This is a genomic window from Streptomyces sp. GB4-14 (genome assembly GCF_022696125.1).
Classification (GTDB): Bacteria; Actinomycetota; Actinomycetes; order Streptomycetales; family Streptomycetaceae; genus Streptomyces; species Streptomyces werraensis.
On record NZ_RZHO01000002.1, the window covers coordinates 2,131,999 to 2,157,218 of the forward strand.

General features: G+C 71.1%; 24 protein-coding genes. 9 read left to right on the forward strand and 15 right to left on the reverse strand.

Annotated features, from left to right (window positions below; all coding sequences use genetic code 11):
* Positions 1-229: 229 nt before the first annotated feature.
* Positions 230-2,332 carry a SpoIIE family protein phosphatase gene (locus tag ELQ39_RS10745; RefSeq protein ID WP_242591745.1) on the forward strand — a complete coding sequence of 701 codons (2,103 nt, stop codon included), beginning with the start codon at positions 230-232 and terminating at the stop codon, positions 2,330-2,332.
* Positions 2,333-2,402: 70 nt separating this feature from the next.
* Here the strand turns inward: ELQ39_RS10745 and ELQ39_RS10750 are convergent, their stop codons facing one another.
* The gene (locus ELQ39_RS10750; protein WP_242591746.1) at positions 2,403-4,694 is read right to left on the reverse strand and encodes a transglycosylase domain-containing protein; all 2,292 of its coding nucleotides are present in this window, start codon (positions 4,692-4,694) and stop codon (positions 2,403-2,405) included.
* Positions 4,695-4,964: 270 nt separating this feature from the next.
* On the opposite strand from ELQ39_RS10750, the gene ELQ39_RS10755 reads away from it, so the two are divergent.
* The 5 genes from ELQ39_RS10755 to ELQ39_RS10775 all read left to right on the forward strand — a co-directional run bounded on the left by ELQ39_RS10755 (position 4,965) and on the right by ELQ39_RS10775 (position 9,873).
* Positions 4,965-5,900, forward strand: a complete 936-nt coding sequence (locus ELQ39_RS10755) for an SPFH domain-containing protein (RefSeq protein WP_190002411.1) — start codon at positions 4,965-4,967, stop codon at positions 5,898-5,900.
* Positions 5,897-6,160, forward strand: a complete 264-nt coding sequence (locus ELQ39_RS10760; RefSeq protein WP_198427585.1) for a hypothetical protein — start codon at positions 5,897-5,899, stop codon at positions 6,158-6,160. The genes ELQ39_RS10755 and ELQ39_RS10760 overlap by 4 nt, the downstream gene beginning before the upstream one ends.
* 157 nt (positions 6,161-6,317) lie before the next feature.
* On the forward strand, positions 6,318-6,842 hold the full coding sequence (locus ELQ39_RS10765; RefSeq protein WP_190002410.1) for a PadR family transcriptional regulator: 525 nt from the start codon (positions 6,318-6,320) through the stop codon (positions 6,840-6,842).
* The gene (locus tag ELQ39_RS10770) at positions 6,839-7,534 is read left to right on the forward strand and encodes an ABC transporter ATP-binding protein (RefSeq protein WP_190002409.1); all 696 of its coding nucleotides are present in this window, start codon (positions 6,839-6,841) and stop codon (positions 7,532-7,534) included. The genes ELQ39_RS10765 and ELQ39_RS10770 overlap by 4 nt, the downstream gene beginning before the upstream one ends.
* The gene (locus tag ELQ39_RS10775) at positions 7,531-9,873 is read left to right on the forward strand and encodes an ABC transporter permease (RefSeq protein ID WP_242591747.1); all 2,343 of its coding nucleotides are present in this window, start codon (positions 7,531-7,533) and stop codon (positions 9,871-9,873) included. The genes ELQ39_RS10770 and ELQ39_RS10775 overlap by 4 nt, the downstream gene beginning before the upstream one ends.
* Before the next feature lie 9 nt (positions 9,874-9,882).
* Here the strand turns inward: ELQ39_RS10775 and ELQ39_RS10780 are convergent, their stop codons facing one another.
* On the reverse strand, positions 9,883-10,839 hold the full coding sequence (locus tag ELQ39_RS10780; RefSeq protein ID WP_242591748.1) for a LysR substrate-binding domain-containing protein: 957 nt from the start codon (positions 10,837-10,839) through the stop codon (positions 9,883-9,885).
* Between the two features lie 133 nt (positions 10,840-10,972).
* On the opposite strand from ELQ39_RS10780, the gene ELQ39_RS10785 reads away from it, so the two are divergent.
* Together ELQ39_RS10785 and ELQ39_RS10790 are read left to right on the forward strand one after the other, a co-directional pair.
* Positions 10,973-11,527, forward strand: coding sequence for a peroxiredoxin (locus tag ELQ39_RS10785; RefSeq protein WP_006132071.1), 555 nt, complete (start codon positions 10,973-10,975; stop codon positions 11,525-11,527).
* A 6-nt stretch (positions 11,528-11,533) separates the two neighbouring features.
* Positions 11,534-12,067, forward strand: coding sequence for an alkyl hydroperoxide reductase (locus tag ELQ39_RS10790; RefSeq protein WP_242591749.1), 534 nt, complete (start codon positions 11,534-11,536; stop codon positions 12,065-12,067).
* A 159-nt stretch (positions 12,068-12,226) separates the two neighbouring features.
* On the opposite strand, the gene ELQ39_RS10795 is transcribed toward ELQ39_RS10790, so the two are convergent.
* From ELQ39_RS10795 to ELQ39_RS10835, 9 genes are all read right to left on the reverse strand, one after another.
* Positions 12,227-13,612, reverse strand: a complete 1,386-nt coding sequence (locus ELQ39_RS10795; RefSeq protein WP_242591750.1) for an AI-2E family transporter — start codon at positions 13,610-13,612, stop codon at positions 12,227-12,229.
* A 146-nt stretch (positions 13,613-13,758) separates the two neighbouring features.
* Positions 13,759-14,457: a transglycosylase SLT domain-containing protein gene (locus ELQ39_RS10800; RefSeq protein ID WP_242591751.1), complete on the reverse strand. Its 699-nt coding sequence runs from the start codon at positions 14,455-14,457 to the stop codon at positions 13,759-13,761.
* Between the two features lie 420 nt (positions 14,458-14,877).
* A complete protein-coding gene (locus ELQ39_RS10805) occupies positions 14,878-16,203 on the reverse strand; it encodes a PhoH family protein (protein ID WP_019522356.1) in 1,326 nt (441 codons plus the stop codon).
* 410 nt (positions 16,204-16,613) lie between these two features.
* Positions 16,614-17,387 carry an isoprenyl transferase gene (locus ELQ39_RS10810; RefSeq protein WP_190002405.1) on the reverse strand — a complete coding sequence of 258 codons (774 nt, stop codon included), beginning with the start codon at positions 17,385-17,387 and terminating at the stop codon, positions 16,614-16,616.
* Between the two features lie 912 nt (positions 17,388-18,299).
* The gene (locus tag ELQ39_RS10815) at positions 18,300-19,124 is read right to left on the reverse strand and encodes a class I SAM-dependent methyltransferase (RefSeq protein WP_242591752.1); all 825 of its coding nucleotides are present in this window, start codon (positions 19,122-19,124) and stop codon (positions 18,300-18,302) included.
* Between the two features lie 66 nt (positions 19,125-19,190).
* The gene (locus tag ELQ39_RS10820; RefSeq protein WP_242591753.1) at positions 19,191-20,069 is read right to left on the reverse strand and encodes an LLM class flavin-dependent oxidoreductase; all 879 of its coding nucleotides are present in this window, start codon (positions 20,067-20,069) and stop codon (positions 19,191-19,193) included.
* 103 nt (positions 20,070-20,172) lie between these two features.
* On the reverse strand, positions 20,173-21,210 hold the full coding sequence (locus ELQ39_RS10825; RefSeq protein ID WP_190002402.1) for a hypothetical protein: 1,038 nt from the start codon (positions 21,208-21,210) through the stop codon (positions 20,173-20,175).
* Complete coding sequence (locus ELQ39_RS10830) at positions 21,198-21,857, reverse strand: hypothetical protein (RefSeq protein ID WP_242591754.1); 660 nt, start codon at positions 21,855-21,857, stop codon at positions 21,198-21,200. The genes ELQ39_RS10825 and ELQ39_RS10830 overlap by 13 nt, the downstream gene beginning before the upstream one ends.
* Positions 21,858-22,030: 173 nt before the next feature.
* Complete coding sequence (locus ELQ39_RS10835) at positions 22,031-22,672, reverse strand: hypothetical protein (protein ID WP_242591755.1); 642 nt, start codon at positions 22,670-22,672, stop codon at positions 22,031-22,033.
* A gap of 74 nt (positions 22,673-22,746) precedes the next feature.
* Here ELQ39_RS10835 and ELQ39_RS10840 point away from each other — a divergent pair, with 74 nt between their 5' ends.
* On the forward strand, positions 22,747-23,133 hold the full coding sequence (locus ELQ39_RS10840) for a DUF192 domain-containing protein (protein ID WP_242591756.1): 387 nt from the start codon (positions 22,747-22,749) through the stop codon (positions 23,131-23,133).
* Between the two features lie 6 nt (positions 23,134-23,139).
* On the opposite strand, the gene ELQ39_RS10845 is transcribed toward ELQ39_RS10840, so the two are convergent.
* Genes ELQ39_RS10845 through ELQ39_RS10860 form a run of 4 tightly spaced genes read right to left on the reverse strand, consistent with a single transcriptional unit; the run spans position 23,140 to position 25,188 of the window.
* Positions 23,140-23,754 (reverse strand): OmpA family protein, encoded by a 615-nt coding sequence (locus tag ELQ39_RS10845; protein WP_242591757.1) that lies wholly within the window; start codon positions 23,752-23,754, stop codon positions 23,140-23,142.
* 7 nt (positions 23,755-23,761) lie between these two features.
* Entirely contained in the window at positions 23,762-24,343 is a 582-nt protein-coding gene (locus ELQ39_RS10850) for a hypothetical protein (protein ID WP_242591758.1), read from the reverse strand.
* Positions 24,344-24,376: 33 nt separating this feature from the next.
* On the reverse strand, positions 24,377-24,991 hold the full coding sequence (locus ELQ39_RS10855) for a pilus assembly protein TadG-related protein (protein ID WP_242595580.1): 615 nt from the start codon (positions 24,989-24,991) through the stop codon (positions 24,377-24,379).
* Positions 24,988-25,188 carry a Flp family type IVb pilin gene (locus tag ELQ39_RS10860; protein WP_225626238.1) on the reverse strand — a complete coding sequence of 67 codons (201 nt, stop codon included), beginning with the start codon at positions 25,186-25,188 and terminating at the stop codon, positions 24,988-24,990. Before ELQ39_RS10860 ends, ELQ39_RS10855 begins: the two co-directional genes overlap by 4 nt.
* Between the last annotated feature and the right edge of the window lie 32 nt (positions 25,189-25,220).

A 25,220-nucleotide genomic window follows, 5' to 3' on the forward strand; every position in this document is an offset into this window, starting at 1 on the left:
CAAGGGCGCGGAGCAGCAACCACCGGAGCGCGCGCGAAGCTTGACCGGATGTCACCGAGGGGCGGCAGGACGTGAGCGAGGGGTACGGAACCACCGGCACGGGCCGACGACGGCCGGCCGGCGTCGCAGGAACAACCTCTGACCACACGCGAAATCCGTTCCGGGGGCACCTGTTCCGGGTATCGGAGTTTCGGCGGAGCGAACCGCGCGCACGGCGTGCGCCGGACGGATGGACTCGACACGCGTGACGGAGCAGCCGACCTCCTTCGAGCGCCCCCAGCCGGGCGTGGACCCCGCGGATCCCCGCGGGGCGTTCCTGCGTTCCCCGGCGGCCGGTACGGGGGCCGCTTTACCGGCACAGGGGCGCTCCGGCGGTGAGCCGCCCGCGCCCGGCGCCATCACCCCCGGCGGGCCTGCGCCCGACGCGGCGGACGGTCCCGCGTCCGAGCACTCCCAGCCGGGCGCCGGCCCGGACGCGGAGCCGGACGCCCACCGTCCGCGGCCCGCGCCGGACGGCATCCCGGTGCAGCCCGCCGACGGGCAGGGCCGGGTGGACCGGGCCCCGGTCGGCAAGGAGCGCCGCACGGGCCAGGTGACTCGGCCGGGCCGCCCCACGCCCATGCGGCGGGACGGGGACCGGCTGCGCTTCGTCGGCGCGGCCACCCGGCGGATCGCCCGCGGCATCGACCTGGACGAGATCGTGATGGGGCTGTGCCGGGCGACCGTGCCGACCTTCTCCGACGCGATCCTGGTGTATCTGCGCGACCCGCTGCCGGTCGGCGACGAGCGGCCCACGGGCCCGCTGGTGCTGCGGCTGCGCCGCACCGACCGGATTCCCGCCGAGCGGGACACCGAGGGCGGCGGGTTCATGCCGATCGCGCCGCCGGAGCAGCCGTCCGAGCTGGACTCGGTCGGCGAGGAGCTGTGCACGGTGCGGCCCGGCAGCGCGCTCGCCGAGGTGCTGCGCGGGGTCCGTCCGGTGTTCACGGACGCCCCGGCCGCGCGGGCGGCGCTGCCCGAACTCCTCGGCGAGGAGGGCGCGGCGGCCGTCCCGGACGGCCAGCGCGCGGTTCTCGCGCCGCTGCGCGGACGCCGCCGGGTGATCGGCGCCGCGCTGTTCCTGCGCCGTCCCGAGCGCATCCCGTTCGAGGCCGACGACCTGCTGGTCGCGGCGCAGCTCGCCACGCACAGCGCCCTCGGCATCGACAAGGCCGTGCTGTACGGGCGTGAGGCGTACATCGCGGACGAGCTCCAGCGCACGATGCTGCCGGAGACCCTGCCGCGCTGCACCGGCGTCCGGCTGGCGTCGCGGTACCTGCCGGCCGCGGAGACCGCGCGGGTCGGCGGCGACTGGTACGACGCGATCCCGCTGCCCGGCAGCCGGGTCGCGCTGGTGGTCGGCGACGTGATGGGCCACTCCATGACGTCGGCGGCGATCATGGGCCAGCTGCGCACCACCGCGCAGACCCTCGCCGGGCTCGACCTGCCGCCGCAGGAGGTGCTGCACCACCTCGACGAGCAGGCCCAGCGGCTCGGCGTGGACCGCATGGCGACCTGCCTCTACGCGGTGTACGACCCGGTAGCGCACCGCATCACCGTCGCCAACGCCGGCCATCCGCCGCCCGTCCTGCTGCACCTGGGCGGGCGCGCGGAGGTGCTGCGGGTGCCCGCGGGCGCCCCGATCGGCGTGGGCGGGGTGGACTTCGAGGCCGTGGAGCTGGAGGCGCCCGCCGGGGCGACCCTGCTGCTCTACACCGACGGTCTGGTGGAGTCCCGGCTGCGTGACGTGTGGACCGGCATCGAGCAGCTGCGGGAGAAGCTCGCCGCGACCGCGCAGCTGACCGGGCCGGACCATCCGCCGCCGCTCGAGGCGCTGTGCGACGAGGTGCTCGACATGCTCGGCCCGGGCGACCGGGACGACGACATCGCGCTGCTCGCCGCCCGCTTCGACGGGATCGCGCCGAGCGACGTCGCGTACTGGTTCCTGGAGCCGGAGGACGCGGCGCCCGGCCGGGCCCGTCGGCTGGCCCGTCGGCAGCTGTCCCGCTGGGGCATGGACGAGCTGAGCGACTCGGTGGAGCTGCTGGTCAGTGAGGTGGTGACGAATGCCGTGCGGTACGCGTCGCGGCCGGTGACGCTGCGGCTGCTGCGCACGGACGTGCTGCGGTGCGAGGTCGGCGACGACGTGCCGCAGTTGCCGCGGCTGCGGCAGGCGCGGGCGACGGACGAGGGCGGGCGTGGGTTGTATCTGGTCAACCGGCTGGCCCGGCGGTGGGGGGCCACTCGGCTGAGCACCGGGAAGGTGGTGTGGTTCGAGCTGAACCACGGCTGAGTGCTCCGCGGGTTGCTCGCGCGGTTCCCCGCGTCCCTGAAGGGGCGCGGGGAACCGCGCGTGTCGGGCCCTATTCGCGGTCGTTGTCCAGAGGTTCGTCCGGGCCGCCCGGGAGGTCGAAGGTCGGAGGCGGCGGGGTCGTCTGCGTCTGCGACGGCGGGGGTGACGTCGGCGTCTGGGTCGGGGGCTCCGTCGTCGGCGGCGGGGACGTGGTCGACGGCGGGGCCGACGTCGTCGGTTCCTCCGTCGTCGGCGTCTGCGACGGCGTCTCGGACTCCGTCTCCGACTGCGACGGGCTCCGGGTGGGGGCCACTCCCGCGCCCTGCTCGGTCTCCAGGTCGAACTTGGACACCTCGTCCAGCACGCCGAAGGTGTACGCGGCCCAGATCTCGGCCGGGAAGCCACCGCCGTTGACGCGGTAGTCGACGCCGCCGGCCTTGTACATCGGGACCTGCTTGCCGGTCTTCGGATCCTCGCCGAACAGACCGACCGAGGTGACCAGGTCGGGCGTGTAGCCGGTGAACCAGGCCGACTTGTTGTCGTCGGAGGTGCCGGTCTTGCCTGCGACCTGCTGGCCGTCGCGCAGCGGGTTGTCCCGCACGGACGCCTTCGCCGTACCGTCGTCGACCACGCCGGTGAGCACCGAGGTGACCGTGTCGGCGGCGCGCCGGCTGATGACGGACCCGCCGACCGGGTCGGGCATCTCGATCGTGCGGTCCTTGTGCTCGACCGACTTCACGATCGACGGCGTGACCTGCTTGCCGTGGTTGGCGAGGGTGGCGTAGACGCCGGCCATCTGCATCGGACTGGCGCCCATGGTGCCCAGGGTCTGCGCCGGGAACGGGTCGAGATCCTCGCTCATGCCGAGCGCGCCCGCGGTCTTCATCACGTCCGTCATGCCGACGTCGACGCCCATCTGCGCGAAGACGGAGTTGACGGACTTGTTCATCGCCTCCTGGACGGTGATGTCGCCGTAGTCCCGGTCGTCCTCGTTGGGCGGGGCGAAGCCGACCTTCTTGCCGTCCTCGACCACGGGGCGCTTGCTGTCGCCGTCGTAGAGCGTGTCGGCCGTGATGGGCACGCCGTCCTGGGTCTCGGCGCCCCGGTCGACGGCCGCCGCGAGGATCACCGGCTTGAAGGTGGAGGCCGGCTGGTAGTCCTTGCGGGTGGCGTTGTTGGTGTAGTGCTTCACGTAGTCCACGCCGCCGTACATCGCCACGACCTTGCCGGTCTTCGGGTCGACGGAGACGGCCCCGGCCTGGACGTCGGCGTCGACGTCCCGCTTCTTCGGGTCGAGCTTGCTGGTGAGCCGGTCCTTGACCGCCTTCTCCAGCGCCTTCTGCTTCTTCTTGTCGATGTTCAGCGTGATGGTGTAGCCGCCGCGGTCCAGCAGCGCCTTGGCCTGTTCCAGGTCCTCGGCGACGCCCTGGTCGACGAGCTGCTGCTTGACGGCCGCGTTGGCCGCCTCGACCAGGTAGCCGGTCTGGCCCTCCATGCCGGGGGCCGCCTTGGGCTCCTCGGGCACGGGGAACTTCATGTCCGCGCGCTCGCCGGCGTCCAGCCACTTCTGCTCGACCATGTTGTCCAGGACGTAGTCCCAGCGCTCCTGGACGAGCTTCTTGCCCTTGTCGCTGGCGATCGCCCAGTCGTACTGGTTGGGCGCCTGGAGCAGCGCGGCCAGGTAGGCGCCCTGTTCGACGGTGAGGTCCTCGGCGTCGACGCGGTAGTAGGCCTGGGCGGCGGCCTGGATGCCGTAGGCGCCGCGGCCGTAGTAGCTGGTGTTGATGTACCCGGCGAGGATGTAGTCCTTGGACTTCTCCCGGTCCAGCTTCAGGGAGATGACCAGCTCCTTGAGCTTGCGGGAGACGGTCTGTTCCTGCGTCAGGTAGTAGTTCTTGACGTACTGCTGGGTGATCGTCGAGCCGCCCTGCGCTCCCTTGCCGGACAGGGTGTTGAGGACACCGCGGGCGGTGCCCTTCAGGTCCACGCCGGAGTCCTTGTAGAACGTCTTGTTCTCGGCGGCGACGAACGTGCGCTGCACGGGCTTGGGGACCCGGGCCAGGTCGACGATCTCGCGGTTGCGGTCGCCGTCCCGGGCCATGAGGCTGCCGTCGCTGTACTCGTAGACGTTGCTCTGCAGCTCGGCGTCGGCGTTCCCCTCCGGAATGTCGATCAGCATGTACAGCACGATGAAGGCGCCCATGCCGAGCAGGCACAGGGTGAAGAACGTGCCGACGATCTTCTTCCAGGTGAAGAGGCGGCGTATGCCGGTGCGGCCGCCCGCGGCGGCAGCGCGGCGGCCCTTGGGTGCCGCACGGCGCCCGCCGCGCTGTCGTGCGCGTCTTTCTTCCGCTCGTCCCATGCGCCTGTTCCGCTCCGCTTCGTATCTGTGTGCTCACGCGGCACACGCGTTCGCCGCTCAGGTCAGCTCAGCAAGCTAACACCGGGAGCTATGACAAAGGGCTGCCGATCCGGCCTTTACGGACGTGACAATCAGCACCCACTCCAACGGAACCGACGTTCGAAAGCGGTACGAGGTTGCCATGAACGGGTAATGTGATATCACTTAGATAGGCAGACGATAGACAGCGAACACCGCGCCGGTGACGCGCGGAGAAGCGGGGGATCCTCCATGACCGCACACGACCCGCAGGTCACGGCCGACGTGCCCGAGATGCCGGCGCCGCGCGTCCGGGAGGTCCCGGCGCACAGCATCGGCGGCGGCCTCGCCCTGCTCCTCGGACTGCTCGGACTGCTGGGCGGCGTGGCGATGGTCGTCGCGGCCACGGCGGTCGGGAGCACGGGCGCGAAGGCCGGCCTCATCACCGGCGGCATCGTCGTCGCGCTCGCCGCGTTCCTCGCGATGTGCGGGCTGAACATGGTGGCGCCGGGCGAGGCACGGGTCGTGCAGCTCTTCGGCCGCTACCGGGGCACCATCCGCCAGGACGGCCTGCGCTGGGTGAACCCCTTCACCTCGCGCACCAAGATCTCCACCCGGGTGCGCAACCACGAGACCGCGGTGCTGAAGGTGAACGACGCCTACGGCAACCCGATCGAGCTGGCCGCGGTCGTGGTCTGGCGGGTCGAGGACACCGCGCAGGCCACCTTCGAGGTGGACGACTACGTCGAGTTCGTCTCCACCCAGACCGAGGCGGCCGTGCGGCACATCGCCATCGAGTACCCCTACGACGCCCACGACGAGGACGGCCTGTCGCTGCGCGGCAACGCCGAGGAGATCACCGAGAAGCTGGCGGTCGAACTGCACGCGCGCGTCGAGGCCGCCGGCGTGCAGATCATCGAGTCCCGCTTCACGCACCTCGCCTACGCCCCCGAGATCGCCTCGGCGATGCTCCAGCGGCAGCAGGCGGGCGCGGTCGTCGCGGCCCGGCAGCAGATCGTGGAGGGCGCCGTGGGCATGGTCGAGACGGCCCTGGCCCGTATCCAGGAGCAGGACATCGTGGACCTCGACCCCGAGCGGAAGGCGGCGATGGTGTCCAACCTGATGGTCGTGCTGTGCGGTGACCGTTCGGCGCAGCCGGTCCTCAACACCGGGACGCTCTACCAGTGACCGCGCCGTCCGGGGGCCCGGCCCCGCAGCGCCGGCCGCAGCGCAAGCAGGTGCTGCTGCGGCTGGACCCGGCGGTGTACGAGGCGCTGGCCCGCTGGGCGGGCGACGAACTGCGCTCGGCGAACGCACAGATCGAGTTCCTGCTGCGCCGCGCCCTCGCGGAGGCGGGCCGCCTCCCCGGCGAGACGGGCCCCCTCCCCCGCCGAGGCCGCCCCCCGGGCGCCCGCCCCCCGTCGGGCGGGACCCCGCCCTCCGACTGAACCGGCCCCCGCCGCACGAGGCGGGGGCCGACGTGCGCCCGGACCTCGGTGACAGAACCGTGACAACGGGCCCCCACCTGCGGCGTCACGAGGGTGCGCGGGATCTGCGCACTCCACGTATACACACTGCGTATACACGGTGTGTAGAGTGCTCCGCATGTCCATCGGTCACACCCTCCTGGGGCTCCTGGAGTCCGGTCCGCGCCATGGTTACGACCTGAAGCGGGCCTTCGACGAGAAGTTCGGTCACGACCGGCCGCTGCACTACGGCCAGGTCTACTCGACGATGTCGCGGCTGCTGAAGAACGGCCTCGTCGAGGTCGACGGCATCGAGGCCGGCGGCGGTCCCGAGCGCAAGCGGTACGCCGTCACCGAGGCCGGCGTCACCGACGTCGCCCGCTGGCTCGCCACGCCGGAGAAGCCCGAGCCGTACCTCCAGTCGACGCTCTACACCAAGGTCGTCCTCGCGCTCCTCACCGAGCGCGACGCCGCCGACATCCTCGACACGCAGCGGTCGGAGCATCTGCGCAGCATGCGCGCCCTCACCGAGCGCAAGCGCAAGGGCGACCTCGCCGACCAGCTGATCTGCGACCACGCTCTCTTCCACCTCGAGGCCGACCTGCGCTGGCTGGAACTGACCGCCGCGCGCCTCGACAAACTCCGTGAGGCGGTGGCCCGATGACCACGACCGCACCCGCCGGGTCCCTGCTCGCCGCACGGGACCTGCAGAAGACGTACGGCCCGACCAAGGCGCTCGACGGCGCCGCGTTCTCCGTCCACCCGGGCGAGGTCGTCGCCGTCATGGGCCCCTCCGGCTCCGGCAAGTCCACCCTGCTGCACTGCCTCGCCGGGATCGTCACCCCCGACGCCGGGTCCATCACGTACAACGGCCGCGAGCTGACCGCGATGAACGACTCCGAACGCAGCGCCCTGCGCCGCTCCGAGTTCGGTTTCGTGTTCCAGTTCGGGCAGCTGGTGCCGGAGCTGACCTGCGTGGAGAACGTCGCGCTGCCGCTGCGGCTGAACGGCGCCCCCCGCAAGGAGGCCGAGCGCACCGCCCTCACCTGGATGGAGCGCCTGGAGGTCGACGACGTCCGCAAGAAGCGTCCCGGCGAGGTGTCAGGCGGTCAGGGCCAGCGGGTCGCGGTCGCCCGCGCGCTGGTCACGGGACCGCGGGTGGTGTTCGCCGACGAGCCGACCGGCGCGCTGGACTCGCTGAACGGCGAGCGCGTGATGGAGCTGCTCACCGAGGCCGCCCGCTCCACCAACGCCGCCGTCGTCCTCGTCACGCACGAGGCGCGGGTCGCCGCCTGGTCCGACCGCGAGATCGTCGTCCGTGACGGCAAGGCGCGCGACATGGAGCGGGTCGTATGAGCGCCCGTCAGTGGGCGCGGGACCTCGCCCTCGGCGTCCGCTTCGCCGTCACCGGCGGCCGCGAGGGCTGGACCCGGGCGCTGCTCACCGCCGTGGGCGTGGGGCTGGGCGTGGCGTTGCTGCTGCTCACCGCCGCGGTGCCGAACCTGCTCGACGGACGCGACCGGCGGGAGGACGCCCGCCAGGACAACGCCTACGCCCAGGACACCTTGCGCCCGTCTGACGACACCCTGCTCATCGCGCACGCCAACAGCGACTTCAGGGACACGGACCTCCGCGGCCGCCTGGTGGAGGCCGAGGGCCCGAACGCCCCGGTGCCGCCCGGCGTGGGCGAACTGCCGGAGCCCGGCACGATGGTGGTCTCCCCCGCGCTGAAGGAGCTGCTCGAATCCGACGAGGGCAAGCTGCTGAAGGACCGTCTGCCGTACGACATCGTGGGCACCATCGGCGACCCAGGACTGATCGGCTCCCAGGAACTCGCCTGGTACGCGGGCACCACGGGTCTCGCCGAGCGGCTGGACAGCCCGACGGTCATGCGGATCGACGCCTTCGGCGCGGACCGCAGCCAGTACACCGAGCCGCTCGACCCCGTCCTGGTGATGCTGACGCTGGTCATCTTCGTGGTGCTGCTGGTGCCGGTCGCCGTGTTCATCGCCACCGCCGTGCGGTTCGGCGGCGAGCGGCGCGACCGCAGGCTCGCCGCGCTGCGGCTGGTCGGTTCGGACAGCCGGATGACCCGGAGGATCGCCGCGGGCGAGGCGCTCGCCGGCGCGGTGCTCGGGCTGGTCTTCGGCACCGTGTTCTTCCTGGCCGGACGCGAGTTCGCGGCATCCGTCGAGCTGTTCCGCGTCAGCGTCTTCCCGAGCGACCTCAACCCCTCTCCGCTGCTGGTGCTGCTGGTCGCGGCCGCGGTCCCGGCCGCCGCGGTGGCCGTCACCCTGCTCGCGCTGCGCGGCGTGGTGATCGAGCCGCTGGGCGTGGTCCGCACGGCGCGGCCGGCCCGCCGCCGGCTGTGGTGGCGGCTGCTGCTGCCGCTCGCGGGCGTCGCCATGCTCGTGCCGATGACCGGCCAGGGCCGCGACAACGGCGACTTCAACCAGTACCTGGTCGTCGGCGGGGTGATGTGCCTCCTCGTCGGGGTCACCGCCCTGCTGCCGTGGATCGTGGAGACGGTCGTCGCCCGGCTCGGCGCGGGTGGCCTGGCCTGGCAGCTGGCGGTGCGCCGGCTCCAGCTGAGCAGCGGCACGGCGGCCCGCATGGTCAACGGCATCGCCGTGGCCGTGGCCGGCGCGATCGCCCTGCAGATGCTGTTCACCGGCATCGACGACCAGTACACCCGCGACACGGACAAGGACGTGACCCTCGCGCAGATGCAGGTCGACCTGCCCGACGGTCTTCCCATGGCGCCGGCCGCGGCGGAGTTCGAGCAGACCGAGGGCGTGCGCGACGTCCACGCGCTCTCCTCCGTCTACGCGTACGAGAAGCCCGCCGACTCGGAGGAACCGGGCCGCGGGGCGCAGCTGACCGTCGGCGACTGCTCGGCCCTGCGGCTGGTGGCGAAGCTGACCGGCTGCGCGGACGGTGACGTCTTCATGCTGACCGGCGCCGACCACGACACGGACACGCCGATCCTGAACAGGCCGGGCCGCGCGCTGCATCTGGAGCCCGGTGGGACGGCCGGCGCACAGGGGGACGCCGTCTGGACCGTGCCGCAGGCCGTGCAGCGGGTCCCGTCCGTGCAGGACCCCACAGGGATGCTGAACAGCGGGTTCCTGCTGACGCCGGGCGCCCTGACGCCCGAGGTGGCGCAGCGGCTGTCCGGGAGGCTGTGGCTCTCCGTCGACGAATCGGTGCCCGACGTGCAGGACCGGGTACGCAACACGGCCGCCGCCGTCGACCCGCTGGCCCACGCGTCGACCTGGGCCGCCACCGAGCGCACCACCCGGTTCGACTCCATTCGCACCGGCCTGTTCGTCGGCGCCACCGCCGTGCTCTTCCTCATCGGGGCGAGTCTGCTGGTCTCCCAGCTCGAACAGCTGCGGGAGCGCCGCAAGCTGCTCTCGGCCCTGGTCGCCTTCGGCACCCGGCGCCGCACGCTGAGCCTGTCGGTGCTGTGGCAGACGGTGATCCCGATCGGTCTGGGGCTCGCGCTCTCCGCGGTGGTGGGCACGGTCCTCGGGGCGGTGCTGCTGCGGATGACCGCGACGCCGGTTCGGGTGGACTGGGGCAGCGTGCTCGGGATGACGGGCGTCGGCGCGGGCGTGGTCGCCCTGGTCACCCTTCTCAGCCTCCCGCCCCTGATGAAGATGATGCGCCCGGACGGTCTCCGTACGGAGTGACCCGGGACGTCAGTCCCCCGCTCGGTCCTCCACCGTGCGGACCGGCAGGTCGCGCATCGCCCCGCGGAGCGCCGCCGCCAGCTGTTCGTACTCCCTCGCCCTCGCCGTGCCCGTGCGCATGGCGAGGGCGATGCGGCGTTTCGGGGCGGGATCGGCGAAGCGGGCGGTGAGGAGGCGGTCGGCGCGGCTGGTCTCCACCTCGACGGCGGTGCGCGGCAGCAGTGTGACGCCGAGGCCGCCCGCGACGAGCTGGACCAGCGTGGAGAGTCCGGCCGCCGTGGTGGTGGCCGCCACCCCGGCGCTGCCGGCCTCGCGGCAGATGTCGAGGGCCTGGTCGCGCAGGCAGTGCCCCTCGTCGAGCAGCAGCAGATTCAGCTCGCGCAGCACCCCGCGGGGTATGCCGTCACGCCCGCCGAGCCGGTGCCCGGGCGGGGTGACCAGCACGAAGTCCTCGTCGAACAACGGCAGTTCGGTGACGCCAGCGACGCCGAGCGGCACGGCGAGCAGCAGCAGGTCGAGCCGCCCGGCGGCCAGCCCCTCGAGCAGGCTCGCGGTGTGCTCCTCGTGCACCTGGAGGTCGAGGCGCGGATAGCGGTCGTGGACCAGCCGCAGCACCGTCGGCAGCAGATACGGCGCCACGGTCGGGATGACGCCGAGCCGCAGCACCCCGGTGAACGGCGCCCGCAGCGCGTCCGCCTCCTCCATGAGCGCGCCGATGTCCGTGAGCACGGACTTCGCGCGGGCGGCGAGCTGCTCCCCGGCCGGGGTGAGCAGCACTCTGCGTGTCGTACGCTCCACGAGGGTCACGCCGAGTGTCTCCTCCAGCGCGGACAGCGCTCCGGACAGCGCGGGCTGACTCATCCCCAGGGCCGCGGCGGCGTCGCGGAAGTGCAGATGCTCGGCCACCGCCGCGAACGCCCGCAGCTGGGCCAGGCTCGGCTGCCTGCGCCGGTCACCGACAGTCACTGATAGGTCCCTCCGATCAACCCGACCGAGTGTAGCTATTTCACTGATCAATGCACTCTGTGCCAACATCAACCAGGTCCAACCCATGGGAAACACCCGCAATTGGGGTGTTTCTTCGCTGCAAGGAGAGCCTGTGCTCACTGTCGGTGACAAGTTCCCCGAGTTCGAACTGACCGCCTGTGTCTCGCTGGAGAAGGGCAAGGAGTTCGAGACGATCGACCACAAGACCTACGAGGGCAAGTGGAAGGTCGTCTTCGCCTGGCCCAAGGACTTCACCTTCGTGTGCCCGACCGAGATCGCCGCTTTCGGCAAGCTGAACGACGAGTTCGCCGACCGCGACGCCCAGGTCCTCGGCTTCTCCGGTGACTCGGAGTTCGTCCACCACGCCTGGCGCAAGGACCACGAGGACCTGCGCGACCTGCCGTTCCCCATGATGGCGGACCCGAAGCACGAGCTGATGCGCGACCTCGGCATCGAGGGCGAGGACGGCTACGCCAAGCGCGCCGTGTTCATCGTGGACCAGAACAACGAGATCCAGTTCTCCATGGTGACCGCCGGCTCCGTCGGCCGTAACCCGAAGGAGGTCCTGCGGGTCCTGGACGCCCTGCAGACCGACGAGCTCTGCCCGTGCAACTGGTCCAAGGGCGACGAGACCCTGGACCCGGTCGCGCTGCTGGCCGGGGAGTGAGCTGACATGTCCCTCGACTCCCTGAAGTCCCGCATACCGGACTACGCCAAGGACCTGAAGCTCAACCTGGGTTCGGTCATCGGCAACTCCGACCTGCCCGCCCAGCAGCTCTGGGGCACGGTGCTGGCGACCGCGATCGCCTCGCGCTCCCCCATCGTGCTGCGCGAGCTGGAGCCGGAGGCGAAGACGAACCTGTCGCCCGAGGCGTACACGGCCGCCAAGGCCGCCGCCGCGGTGATGGCGATGAACAACGTCTTCTACCGCACCCGCCACCTGCTGTCGGACCACGAGTACGGCAACCTGCGGGCCGGGCTGCGGATGAACGTCATCGGCAACCCGGGCGTCGACAAGGTCGACTTCGAGTACTGGTCCTTCGCGGTCTCCGCGATCAACGGCTGCGGCATGTGCCTCGACTCGCACGAGCAGGTGCTGCGCAAGGCCGGTGTGGACCGTGAGGTGATCCAGGAGGCGTTCAAGATCGCCGCGGTGGTCCAGGCCGTCGCCGCGACCCTCGACGCCGAGGCGGCGCTCGCGGAGTAGCTCCGCGCCCGCCCCGTCGTGCACGGGCCCGTCCACCCCCGCCGGGGTGGGCGGGCCCGTCGCCGTTTCCGCGCGCCTCGCGGGCGGGCGCCGGTCCATGCGGCGCGCGCCCCCGACGGACGCCGTGAGCGGCAGCCGCTCGCGCGCCGGCGCCGTGCGCTAGCGCTCGCCCGAGGGCCGGTCGGACTCGCCGGGCCGCTCGGACCCGGTGGCCGGGGGCAGGGGTTCGGGGTGGGCCGGTTCCGGGGCGTCCGGCGCCGACATGGCCGTCGCGCCCCGCGGCCGGGGCGACTGGGCGAGCGCCGCCTCGTGGGAGAAGGCCCGCAGATAGCCGACGACGGTGTTGGAGACGGCGACCAGCGGCACGGCGACCACAGCGCCGCCGATGCCCGCCACCAGACCGCCGGAGGCCACGGCCAGCACCACCGCGAGCGGGTGGACCCGCACCGCGCGCCCGAGGATGAACGGCTGGAGGATGTGGCCCTCGATCTGCTGGACCGCCAGCACCACCACGAGCACCATCACGCCGGTGAAGACGCCCTGGGTGACGAGCCCGACGACGACGGCCAGCGCGCCGGAGACCACCGCGCCGACGAGCGGGATGAACGAGAACAGGAAGATGAAGACGGCGAGCGGCACGGCCAGCGGCACGTCGAGGAAGTAGATGCCGAGGCCGATGAAGATGGCGTCGATCAGCGCCACCACCACCGTGCCCCGCACGTACGCGGTGAGCGTGCGCCAGGCGACCGGGCCGGCGCCGGCGACGCCCGGACGGGCCGCGGCCGGGACCAGCTTGAGCGACCACTGCCAGATCCGCTTGCCGTCGTAGAGCAGGAACAGCGTCGAGAAGACCGCCAGCAGGATGCCGGTGAGCGCCTCGACGACGACCGTGACGCCCTCCAGGCCGGCCGAGGTGATCTGCTCGGTGTTGGCGCCGACCGCCTCGCGCAGGTTCTTGGCGATCTCGTTGATCTGCTTGTCGGTGACGTGGAAGGGGCTGTTGAGCAGCCAGTTGCGCAGTTCGTCGATGCCGTCCTGGATCTGGTCGGCGAGAGTGTCGACGTTCTCCATGACCTGCCAGGTCACGAACCAGCCGATGAGGCCCATCACGACGAAGCCGAACAGCGCGGTCAGCACGGTGGCCGGTCCGCGCGGCACCCCGAGCCGTCGCAGCCGGGCGACGGTGGGCTGCAGCAGCGCGGTGATGAGCAGCGAGGCGACGAACGCCAGCACCACCAGTTGGACGGCGCTGATGATGCGCATCAGCACCCAGACGGTGCCCGCGAGCACCAGCAGACGCCAGCCGGCCTCGGCGGCGACCCTGACGCCCCAGGGCACGGCCTGCGCCGGGTCGGGACGCGCCGGAAGCACGACCTGGGTGTACTCGGGGGGCGGGGGCGGCCGGTCGGGGTCGGCGGTGTGGCGCTCGGGGTCGTCGTCCGGCCCCTGGTCGCGCGTGACTTCGGCGCGGCGCTCCTCCAGCCGTTTGCCGACCTTCGTCAGTCCGGCTCCGACCCGGTCGAGCCACCCTGGCAGTCGCGACATGATCCGTCCTCTTCCCCCGTTCCTGCCCACCAGTCCCCCTGGCGCCGTCGGTCAGACGGTACAGGGCGACAGCCCCGCACCGTAGGACGGTGCGGGGCTGTCGCGGAGTCGAGCGCGCCGCGGGGCGGCGGAGCGGTCCTGAGGACCTAGTACCAGTGGTTGGCCTGCCAGAACTCCCAGGCGCCGCACGGGCTGCCGTAGCGGCTGTCCATGTAGTTGAGGCCCCACTTGATCTGGGTGGCCGGATTGGTCTGCCAGTCGGCGCCGGCGGAGGCCATCTTGGAGCCCGGCAGGGCCTGCACGAGGCCGTAGGCGCCGGAGGAGGGGTTCGAGGCCTGGTAGTTCCAGCTGGACTCGTGGTCCACGATGTTGCTGAAGCACTGGAACTGGTCGGCGGGCACCATCTGGCGGGCGATGGCCTGGACGTCGGCGACCGAGTAGGAGGCCTGGGCGGCGAAGGAGGACGCGTCACGCACGGCGGAGCGGCTGGCGGCCTTCTCGGCCTCCTCGCGCTCCTTGGCCTCCTGTGCGGCCTTCTCGGCTTCCTTCTTCTTCGCGATCGCGATCTCGGCGGCGGCCTTGCGGGCTGCCTCCTCCGCGTCCTTCTTGGCGGTCGCGTCGGCGGCGATGGCCATCGTCTGGGCCTGCTGCGTCAGCGACGCGGTCTGCACCTGCGCCTGCTGCCCCGCGGGGATGTCCGCGAGCAGCGTGGTGCCGGCTGCCGTCGCTTCGGCGTCGTTGTTCTGCGCTGCGGTGCTGCCCGAGGCAACGCCGACGACGCTTCCGACAGCGGTGACCGCCGTGGCCGAGGCCACTGCGAATCCCCGGACCGAGATCCGGCTCACACGGTTTCCTTCCAGCATCGCCCGCTTCGGTGACCCTCGCGGACGCAATCGTGCCCCTGACACTGGCCTCCCCAACTACGGGTCACGGGAGGCACGGGCCCGGTGGGCAACTCCTTCGACAGGAGCGCCGCGTGGTGCTCGGGCGGCATACGACGAGGCTATGGAGTTGAAAGGGTGTTCCTGTGTGGTTCTGCACCGCTGGGGGTGCAGCTGTGTCGTATGCGGGGCCTGACAGGAGTGAGACTCTGCCGTAACCGGGCGGCGCAAGGCAATTCTCTGTTGCGTGTGAAAGCTCACATGCCGTTTGGCCCCAGGGATTACCGGAAAGCCGCACACGCGCCGACGCCGCCCGGCTAGGCTCTACGCCTTTTCCGGACGGCGCCAACTCGCACACGGTCGACCCGCGTTGGGACGCGAGGGTCAGATGTGACCGTCTTCGAGCATTTCGGTCACAAGGGCCGCGATCTGGGACCTCTCGGACCGGTTCAGGGTCACGTGGGCGAACAGCGGATGCCCCTTCAGCTTCTCGACGACGGCGACCACACCGTCGTACCGGCCGACCCTCAGATTGTCGCGCTGCGCCACGTCGTGCGTCAGGACGACCCGGGAGTTGGCCCCGATCCGGGACAGAACGGTCAGCAGGACGTTCCGCTCCAGCGACTGGGCCTCGTCCACGATGACGAACGCGTCGTGGAGCGAACGGCCCCGGATGTGGGTCAGCGGCAGGACCTCCAGCATGCCGCGCGCGGTGACCTCCTCGATGACCTCACGGCTGGTGACCGCCGACAGCGTGTCGAACACGGCCTGGGCCCAGGGGCTCATCTTCTCGGCCTCGGTGCCGGGCAGATAGCCCAGCTCCTGCCCGCCCACCGCGTACAGCGGACGGAAGACCATCACCTTCTGGTGCTGCCGCCGCTCCAGCACGGCCTCCAGACCCGCGCACAGCGCGAGCGCGGACTTGCCGGTGCCGGCCCGGCCGCCCATGGACACGATCCCGACGTCCGGGTCGAGCAGCAGGTCGAGCGCGATCCGCTGCTCGGCGCTGCGGCCCTTGATGCCGAACGCCTCCCGGTCGCCGCGCACCAGCCGGACGTTGCCCTCGGGGGTGACCCTGCCGAGCGCCTTGCCGCGCTCGGACTGGATGGTCAGGCCGGTGTGCACGGGCAGCTCGGCCGCCTCGGGCACATACACGTGGCCTTCCTCGAAGAGGATGTCCACCTGCTCGCCGGGCAGGGTCAGTTCCGACATTCCGGTCCAGCCGGAGGAGTCCGTGATGGCGAGCTCCGCGCGGTACTCCTCGGCGAGGAGGCCCACGGAGGACGCCTTGATCCGGAGCGGGAGGTCCTTCGAGACGACGGTGACGTCGAACCCCTCCGCCTGCAGATTGCGGGCGACCGCGAGGATGCGGGAGTCGTTGTCCCCCAGGCGGTAGCCGCTGGGCAGCACGCTGGGGTCCGAGTGGTTGAGCTCGACCCTCAGGGTCCCGCCGAGGTCCCCGGTCGGGATGGGGGCGTCGAGACGGCCGTACCGCACCCGGTAGTCGTCCAGCAGGCGCAGGGCCTGGCGGGCGAAGTAGCCGAGCTCGGGATGGTTCCGCTTGGCCTCCAGCTCCGTCACCACGACGACGGGCAGCACGACCTCGTGCTCGTCGAAGCGGCTCGGTGCATGGGGGTCGGCCAGCAGGACGCTGGTGTCGAGAACGTAGGTGCGCCGGTCTGGCTTGTGGCGCTTTGCGCTGGTCACCACGGAAGGACGAACCCCCTCGGATGAGGTCGGGGAGCGACGAGGCGGAGCTGGACCGGTCGACGGCCCCGATGCACGACGGGCCGAGAACCGGCCCTTAGCCGCTTCTTCCGTGCCGTGACCGCACGGTCGGGCTGGTGCAAAGGGCCTCCCGGGCGGACGGCTCCCGTGCCGTCCGCTGAGATCCGACACCCGTGGTTCGGGCGTCGACCTGACTGAGTTATGCCCTCGAACGAGCGCTGCCATGCCACGGCCTGTGACGGCGTGCAGGTGAACGGTGCGTGACCCCTGGTGACACAAGGGGGGCGCGGGATGGCGCGAGGTGATGCGGGGACGCCCCGTCGTGACGCGGTGACGCGGCGGGTGCGGGAGAAGAGGGGCGGGAGGCGGGGTGCGGAGGCGGGTGCGGGCGCTCAGCCGCCGAAGCGACGGTGGCGGGCCGCGTAGTCGCGCAGCGCGCGCAGGAAGTCCACCTTGCGGAAGGCCGGCCAGAAGACCTCGCAGAAGTAGTACTCCGAATGGGCCGTCTGCCACAGCATGAATCCGGACAGCCGCTGCTCGCCGCTCGTGCGGATGACGAGGTCCGGGTCGGGCTGCGCCTTGGTGTAGAGGTGACGTCCGATCATGTCGACGTCCACGGACTCGGCGAGCTCGTCCATCGGGATGCCCTTGTCGTGGGCCTCGTGGAGCATGGAGCGCACGGCGTCGGCGATCTCCTGGCGTCCGCCGTACCCGATGGCGACGTTGACGACTATTCCGTCGACGTGCGCCGTGGCCGCTTCCGCTTCCTTCAGGACCGTCTGCATCCCGGAGGGCAGGAGGTCGAGGGTGCCCACGTGGTGCACCCGCCAGCGTCCGTCGGCGGCGAGGGTGCGGACCACGTCCTCGATGATGCCGAGGAGCGGGACCAGTTCCTCCTTGGGCCGGTCGAAGTTGTCCGTCGACAGCAGCCACAGGGTGACCACCTCGACGTCCGTCTCGGAGCACCAGCCGAGGAACTCCTCGATCTTCTCGGCGCCGGCCCGGTGGCCGTGCACCGTGCTGGAACCCGCGGCCTTCGCCCAGCGGCGGTTGCCGTCCATGATGACGCCGATGTGCTTCGGCACCTGAGCGGTGTCCAGGTGGCCTTCCACCCGGCGCGCGTACAGCCTGACCAGCAGGCTCCGCAGCTTGTCGCGCAGGTTCACGTGATCGTCAGCCCCTCCGTACGGATCGGACAGGCGCGGCACCCCGCCGCGTCGCGCGGCAAGCGGCCCGGTCTCGGCCGCGGGCGGTCCCTGCCCGTATGGCGGTCCCCAGAGGCGAAGCGTACCCCCGCCGGGGCGGGGGTCCCCAACGTCCGGTCTGGCGTGCTTTTGTCAGCTGTGCTGCGGCGGCACGCCGTTTGCGCGCCGCCTCGGAACCACTGCTGCGGGGACGCCCGGCAGGGTGGCGCCCGCGCCGGCGACGGCGACGGTCAGTGGGACGCCGGTTCCGAACGTCGCGAGAATCACGGTCTGCGCGGCACGGACGGGGCCGGGCATCGGGGCCGGGCCGTCCGTGGCCGGCGGGCCGCGCGGGGCGGCGAGGGAGTGGCGGATCGCGACGGGAGCCGCGCCGGAGGGCGGGCACGAAGGATGCCGGACGGCGGGCAAGAAAAACGGGCCGGTCCGTGGGGGGGAGACGGACCGGCCCGAGGGGGGGTTTCCACCATAACCCTTCGTAAGTGATGCCGCGTGCATCGGCGCGACACAACTACTCTCCGAAACCGTCCGGCGACGCCCGGATGCCGTCGGAGGGGCCGATTCAGGGGGGTTTTATGGCCTGAACCCGGCGAAATCACGCGAAGAAAGGGCACTGAGGGGACTCTGTGCATGGTGTGACACCAACCCTGCACCTTTCCGGCCACTCTTCCGGCCGTCCCCCCGACGGGTGACCCCGAAGCGGGTCACGGCTTGACCCGGAGACGGGACGCCGAGGACCGGTGAGTGGGGGCACCGCGCAGCCCCCTCCACTGCGCGGTGCTCCTTCCGCGCAGCTTTGCTCACGCGAATCAATTGGTCCGAACCTAAGCGATGCGCCGCCGCGGAAACCAGCTTTCACCCATAACGATGCGGAAACTACGCGCGTGGACCTCCGGTGCGCCTCCCTGACCTGCGGGCTTCGACGAGGTGCCGTGAACTGTGGGCGACGAAGGACCCCTCGGCCCCGATCCGCTCGTGCAGCTCCCGCAGCCGCGGCCGGTACGCCTCGACCGTGAAGCCGGGGACCATCCAGATCACCTTGCGCAGGAAGTGCACGACGGCCGCGATGTCGTGGAACTCCATGCGCAGCCGCTCGGCCCGCAGGTCCACGACCTCGAGACCGGCCGCCTCGGCGTCCCGCCGCTCCCGCTCGGGGTCGCGCGCGGTGCGGCTCTCCTCGGGCAGCGGGCCGAGGAAGTACTCGACGAGTTCGAAGGCGCTGGCGGGCCCGACGTGCTGGGCGAGGTAGGTGCCGCCGGGCCTGAGCACCCGGGCGATCTCGTGCCAGTGCGGCCGGACGGGGTGCCGGCTGGTGACGAGGGAGAAGGACGCGTCGGCGAAGGGCAGCGGCGCGTCCTCGGCCGCCGCGACGACGGTGGCGCCGTGCGGCCGGAGCGTGTGCGCCGCCTTGCGGACGTTGGGCGGCCAGCCCTCGGTGGCGGCGACCAGCGGGGGCCGCCGTGACGCCCGGCCGAGGGCGAACGCGAGGACCTCTCCCCCGCCGGTCTGGACGTCGAGCACGGGCCCGTCCACCGTGCCCAGCCTGCCGGCGACGGTGGTGGCGTAGCCCCAGGACGGCCGGGCCTCGGTGGCGCGCCCCTCGAACCAGGAGAAGTCCCACCCCTCGGTGGGCACGGAGGCGCCTTCGGCGAGGAGTTCGTCCAACGTACGGGGCTGGGTGCGGGGTTGCGGCCGGCTCATGCGGCGAGGATGCCCGAGGACGGACCGGTCCGTCGCGTGCTTTTCCGCCGGCCGCGCGAGGGCGGTCTATGCGAGGAGCGGCCGTACCTCCTCCGCCGCGAAGCGGACGAAGCCCTCCGGGTCGGGTTCGTCACCGGTGGGCTGGAGGACGACCGTGCCGGCGCCCGCCTCCGCCAGCCGCCGTACGGCGTCGGCGACGGCGCGGGCGTCCCCGGCCACCCCGAGGCCGGTGTCCGCGGCGTGCCCCTCGGCGACCAGCTCGGCCTCCAGCCGCTCCCGCGCCCCGTCCCCGGTCGCGGTCAGCAGATAGACGACGACCCGGTGGCCGTCGGGGTCACGCCCCGCCGCGACGCGGCCCTCCCGGATCAGCCCGCACGCCTGCCGGACGCCGTCGGCGGAGGTGTCGGCGGTGAGGATGGTGCCGTCGGCGGCCTCCCCGGTGAGCCGTAGGGTACGGGGGCCCATGCCGCCGGCGAGGACGTCGACGGGGCCGGGCGGGGGCCAGTCGAGCGTGACGTCGTCGAGGGCGACGTAGCGCCCCTTGGAGGTGACCGTCTCGCCGGCCAGCAGGGCGCGCAGGGCGAGGAGATGCTCGCGGAGCAGGGTGAGGGGCGACTCGACGCGCGCGCCGACCTGCCCCATCCAGTCCTGCACGCCGTGCCCCACGCCGAGGATCGGGCGGCCGGGGAACATCCGGTGCAGGGAGGCGGCCTCCATGGCGGTGACGGCGACGTTCCGCAGGGGGACGGGCAGCAGTCCGATGCCCACGCGCAGACGCTCGCTCCACGCGAGGGCGGCGGCGCCGGTGGAGATGCCGCCCTCCCGGAAGCAGTCCTCCCACAGCCACAGCTCGTCGAGCCCGGCGGCGTCGGCGGTACGCACGACGGAGCGCAGCCGCTCGGGGGCGAGCTGAGGGCGGAACACAGCACCGAGTGTCGTCGTCATGCGGGTGTACCTACCCACGGGGGCCCGCCCCGGCAAACCATCGCCGGGGCGGGCGGAGCCCCGGCAAACCATCGCCGGGGCGGGCGGAGCAGTGCGCGTCCGGCTATCGGTTGACGGCCTGGATCTCCTGGACGACGACGTCCTGCTCGCCGCCGAACGTGCCGTCCGGGAGCCGCTGCTCGCCAGCGACTCCGGTGCCGGTCCAGTAGATCTTCCAGGTGACTGTGGCCTGGAGCTTGTAGGCGTCGTCGCCCGAAGAGCGCAGGTACTTCACACCGCACGGCGGCGTACGGTTCGCCTTGCCCTTGGCGTACGGCTCACCGATACGGCCGTTGTTGATCTCGCAGACGCCGGAGGCCGGATACGTCTCCGCGTCGGGCGTCCCCGGTTCGATCCGCACGGAGAGCGGTTCGGCCGTGGTGGTCGCCTGGATGCCCAGCAGCGGCACGGACGCCGTGACCGAGACCGGCTTGAAGTCCGCCCCGTCCAGCCACATCCAGGTCGGCAGGTTCACCTTGGTCGCGCCGTCCGGAGCGAGTTCCACCTCGGTCGAGGGGACTCGGATCTCGGCGTAGGCGAGCTGGGCCAGCATCTCCGGAGTGATGGCCTGCGGGATGTCGGCGGGCGGGTCGTCGTTGTTGTCCACCCAGAAAATGGGCTCGTCGCAGTCGAGCGCCCCAGGGTCGCCGATGCGGCCCGGTGTGACGTAGGAGTCCCACCAGTAGCCCTCCCCGGTCTTCTCCTTGTTGAAGTCCTTGTAGGGCTCGCCCTCGACATACCGCTTGCGCTGCGAGAGGTCCCACTCGTGGCCTGTACTTCCCGCCTCCCAGATCGGCTCCAGATACTTCTGAAGCTGCTCGGGGGTGTACTTCGGCGCGTAGTAGCAGGCGGGTGGAGTCCAGGTGGTGGCGGAGGTGACGGGGCCGGCCTTCGGACCGGATCCGTTCTTCGAGCGGTCGAACACGACGACACCGGCCGACGCCGAGATCGTCCCGTCGCCCTGGCCGCCGTCGACCTGCGTTTCGCTGCCCGTTCCCTTGCCGCCCGGCACGAAGTCGGCATGTGCTGTCGGACTTGAGGCCAGCACAGTGAGCGCGGCCATGAGGGCCGCTCCCACCGAGATCCTCGCTACGGCTGGCATTGAGCCGCCCCCCTCGTAGAGATGATCTGGGATGTCTGCCAGACGCCTTCAGCGTTCTTGTCGAGCCTCGTGTTGTACAGCACGTAGCTGTTCTTCGTGACCGGCGTCTTGTGGATCTTGTTGGTCTTCTTGTCCTTACTGAAGCCCTTGCTCTCGTCGGCGCAGAAGACCAACGTTGCGGAGTCCTTGTTCTTGAGCGTCACCTTGCGGTCGTAGTAGCGGGCCTCGCCCGTCATGGTGGCTCCGGCCTCCTCGAACTGGGCGACCCAGCTCAGCGCGGCTTCCAGAGCCTTGCCCGTGTTGTAGAAGGCGAGGGCCTCGCCCTCGGGGTCCGTCCCCGTGATGGCGGCGTCCACGGCACGCATCCGCTCCGCGCTGTCAGCCAGGATCGCGTCCTTGACGGGGTCTCCCGTCTCGCCGCCCTCGAAGGTCAGCTTGAGGTCCGGTGGCAGCTCAATCTTGGGTCGGTCCGTGGGCGCTGCGGCCGATGCACTCGGGGACGCGGACTTCCCACCCCCTGTGTCGGCGCCGGCAATCTCGTCGGAACCCTTGGACGGACTGTCGTCGTCGCTTCCGCACGCGGACAGCGTCAACGCCGCGGTGGCGGTCAGCGCAAGCGCTGCGAGCAGGGTGGGACGGCGGTTCACAGTCGGCTCCCGGTGGGGCGAGGCGTCACATCAGCGTGCCAACGCTATCCAGCGGTCACAGTGCGACACCAGAGCGATTGGGGCAACTGCAACACAGCTAATACCGAATTGGGACGCGGAGCCCTACGTCAGGGTTGACACTTCCCCGCTGCGACGACAGACGCGCCGCATGCTCAGGGTCGGCACTGGTCGTGTCCCCTTTCGGACAGCAGCTTGGTGACGACCCAGACGCCCTCGTCGTTCTTCCGCAGTTGCGTGGTGTAGAGCACGTAGCTGTTGGCGGTGACGGGCGTTCTGTTGACCTTCCGGTCCTTGAGGTACATGTCGAACGCCTTGCTCTGGTCCTCGCAGTAGACAAGCGAGGCCGAGCCGCTGTCGCGTACTTGGACCGTGGGGTTGTAGTAGCGGTACTTTCCGGTGACTCGCGCCTTGGCGTCGACGTACGCCTGGATGAACTGCTTAGTCTGAACGGCGGCATCACCCTCGTAGTAGGAGAGGTACGCCTTATCGCGGGGGTTCTGGTGCACGATCGCCTGGTCGACCGCCTTGATGGACTGCTCGCTGTCGGCCAGGACCGCGTCCTTCTCCTTGTCGCCGGTCTTCGGCCAGTCGAAGGTGTAGGAGAGGTCGCTGGGCAGGTCGACGGCCGGCCGGTCATCCGAGGCCGGGGTCGACGGCGCCGGGGTCCGCCCCGTGGAACCAGTCGCCTTGTCGCCGCCCTTCGCCGACGTGTCGGGCTCGTCGCTGCCGCACGCGGTCAAGGTCAGGGCCGAGGTGACGGCGAGCGTCGTGAGGAAGACGGTGCGGCGGTTCAAGGAGGCTCCCGGTGGGGCGAGGCGTCGCTTTCGTGGGGTCACGTTATCCAGCGTCGCGGGGTACGTTCGCCGGGGTGAGGGGAGGCGCGGTCGTGCGCTGGCGGGACGGGCGTGGGGAGTTGGTCGTGCGGAAGCAGGACGGGGGCGTCAGTGCCCGGGTGCCGCTCGAGATCGCGGCCTCCTATCGGGCGCGGACACGCGGACTGCTCGGGCGGGAGAGCCTCGAAGGCGCCCTGTTGCTTTCGCCCGCCAACAGCATCCACACCTTCCGTATGCGCATGCCCATCGACGTCGCCTACCTCGACCGGCGGCTCCGCGTCCTCGACGTGCGCACCATGCCGCCCGGACGGCTGGGGCGGCCGCGTGTCCGGGCGCGGCATGTCGTCGAGGCGGAGGCGGGGGCCATGGCGGGGTGGGGGCTGGGCGTCGGGGCGGTGGTGGAGGTGCGTGAACTCCGCTGAGCCCGCTCAGTTCGCCCCTCGCGGGAACGAGATCTCCACCCGCCGGTTCTTCTTCCTGCCCTCCTCCGTCGAGTTGTCCGCGATCGGGTAGTCCTCGCCGTAACCGCGCACCTCGTACGTGATGTTCGCGTCGCTCAGCTCCTGCTCGAGGATGCCGTGCACGGCGTTGGCCCGCTTGCGGGACAGCACGTCGCCGTGCGCGGACGAGCCGAGGTTGTCCGTGAAGCCGAAAACGCGGATGCGGGTCGCGTTCTGCGTCCTGATCTCGCTCGCGATGACGGAGATGCGGGCCCTCGCCTGCGCGGAGATCCTGGCGCTGTCCTTGCCGAAGAGGACCTCCGCCTGGAGGGCGAACGTCACGCTCGTGTTCGTGTCCTCGCGGCGCTCGTCCCCGCTCTGGTCCTCGACGACGGACTTGATGTCCAGCACCTTCGGCTCGGCGAGGGTGGCCCCGTCGGGGAGTTTCAGGTCGGGGTCGTTGGGGTCCAGCTCCACGGGCGCGGAAGCGCTGGCTTCCGTGCCCGGCGGGACGCTCGGTCCGTCGTCGGCGCGGGCCACGGCCGGGCCGACGGCCAGCAGGGTGGTGACCGTGCCGATGAGGAGGAGGCGCGTGTGTGTCATCCCGGCCTCACCCAGAGATCTGGATGGTGCCGCTGGCGAACATGGGCAACTGCAGGGAAACCTTGACCGTGTCCGTGGGCGGCGCGGGGAACTGCATGAAGACCGGCACCGACTCACCGGACTTGATCCCGGTGATGCCCGTGGTCGTCAGAGGGCGGCCGTCCGTGTCCCGCAGGACGTAGTAGCGCTTCTTGCCCTTGCTGTCGACCAGCGTTGCCCCGCCGAGCGACCGACCGTTGCGGATGACCTCGGTCTCGTTGCCGCTCAGCTGCGCGGGCAGGTTCAACGACTTGTCGCTGTCGTTCTTCAAGGTTCCGTTGACCGTGACAAAGCCGCCGTCGTCCCGCTCGGCCGAGGTGACCTGGAGCAGCAAGCCGTCCGGTCCCCGCAGTTCCGCGAGCGTCTCCGTGGCTTGGTTCTCCTGCGCACTCGGTTCGGACCCGCGTTCCTGTGATGTGGACGCGGTGCTCTCCGGCTTGCCGTCGTCATCCCCGCCACCGCCGCAGCCGGCCACGCCCAGGGCCAGTCCGGCCGCAACAACCAGCGTGACGGCCCCGCTACGGGCCCTCGTTGTGAACCGAACGCTCATACCCTGCATCCTCAGTCACTCGTCGTTAGCTTGTCAGTCGGCCAGGTGAACGTCGAAAAGATCCTCGGGTTTCGGCAGCAGGTCCTGGGGCGCCTCGGGGTCCAGTTCCCAGTCGATCCCGCCCTTGCAGTTGAGCGTCGGGAGCTTTTCCGCCTCGTCAGCTTCTTCTCCCTCGGGAGGGAGTTCGAAGCCGCAGCGGGGCTCGATCACCGCGGTGGCCGTCGCCCGCGACTTCTTCGTCTCGGTGCCGGGCACGATGGAATCCCCGACCGTCTTGTTCGTCTGCACTTCGACCGTGTAGCTGAGGAGGCCGTCCGCGTAGCAGTTCAAAACCGTGGCATCGTTGCTGGCGGCCAGTTCCTCCGCCCTCCAGCACGTCGGTGTCAGCCCGGCCGCCATGCCGTCGAAGATGTCCTGCCATTTCTCGGGGTCGAGGAGGTTCTCCACCCACGCCCCGGACAGCTGGTCACGCCGCTCCTGTGCGGCTGCGAGAGCCGCCGCATCGGCGGCGGTCTGAGCGCCGTTCCGGTTTGCGGCAGCCTGGCCGACCGCCAGGTACGCGAACGCGAGAAAGAGCAGACCCCCCACCACCGTGATGTAGATGGGAAAGGCCTGCCCGGAATCGGCGAAGAGCCGTCGACGGGTCAGATGCCGGTGACCTCGCTGATCTTGTCGGTGATGGCATTGAAGATCGTCTGCCCGATGTCCGTCCCCGTGATCGCCAGCACAATGGCCACCACCACCGCGATGATCCCCAGATACTCCACCGCCGTCTGCCCCCGATCGTCGCGGCGGGACGCGCGGGTCTGGAGGTACCTGACCGTCGTGTTGATCCAGTTGCCCATGGTGTTCCCCTCCGACTGACGCGGTGGCGGCC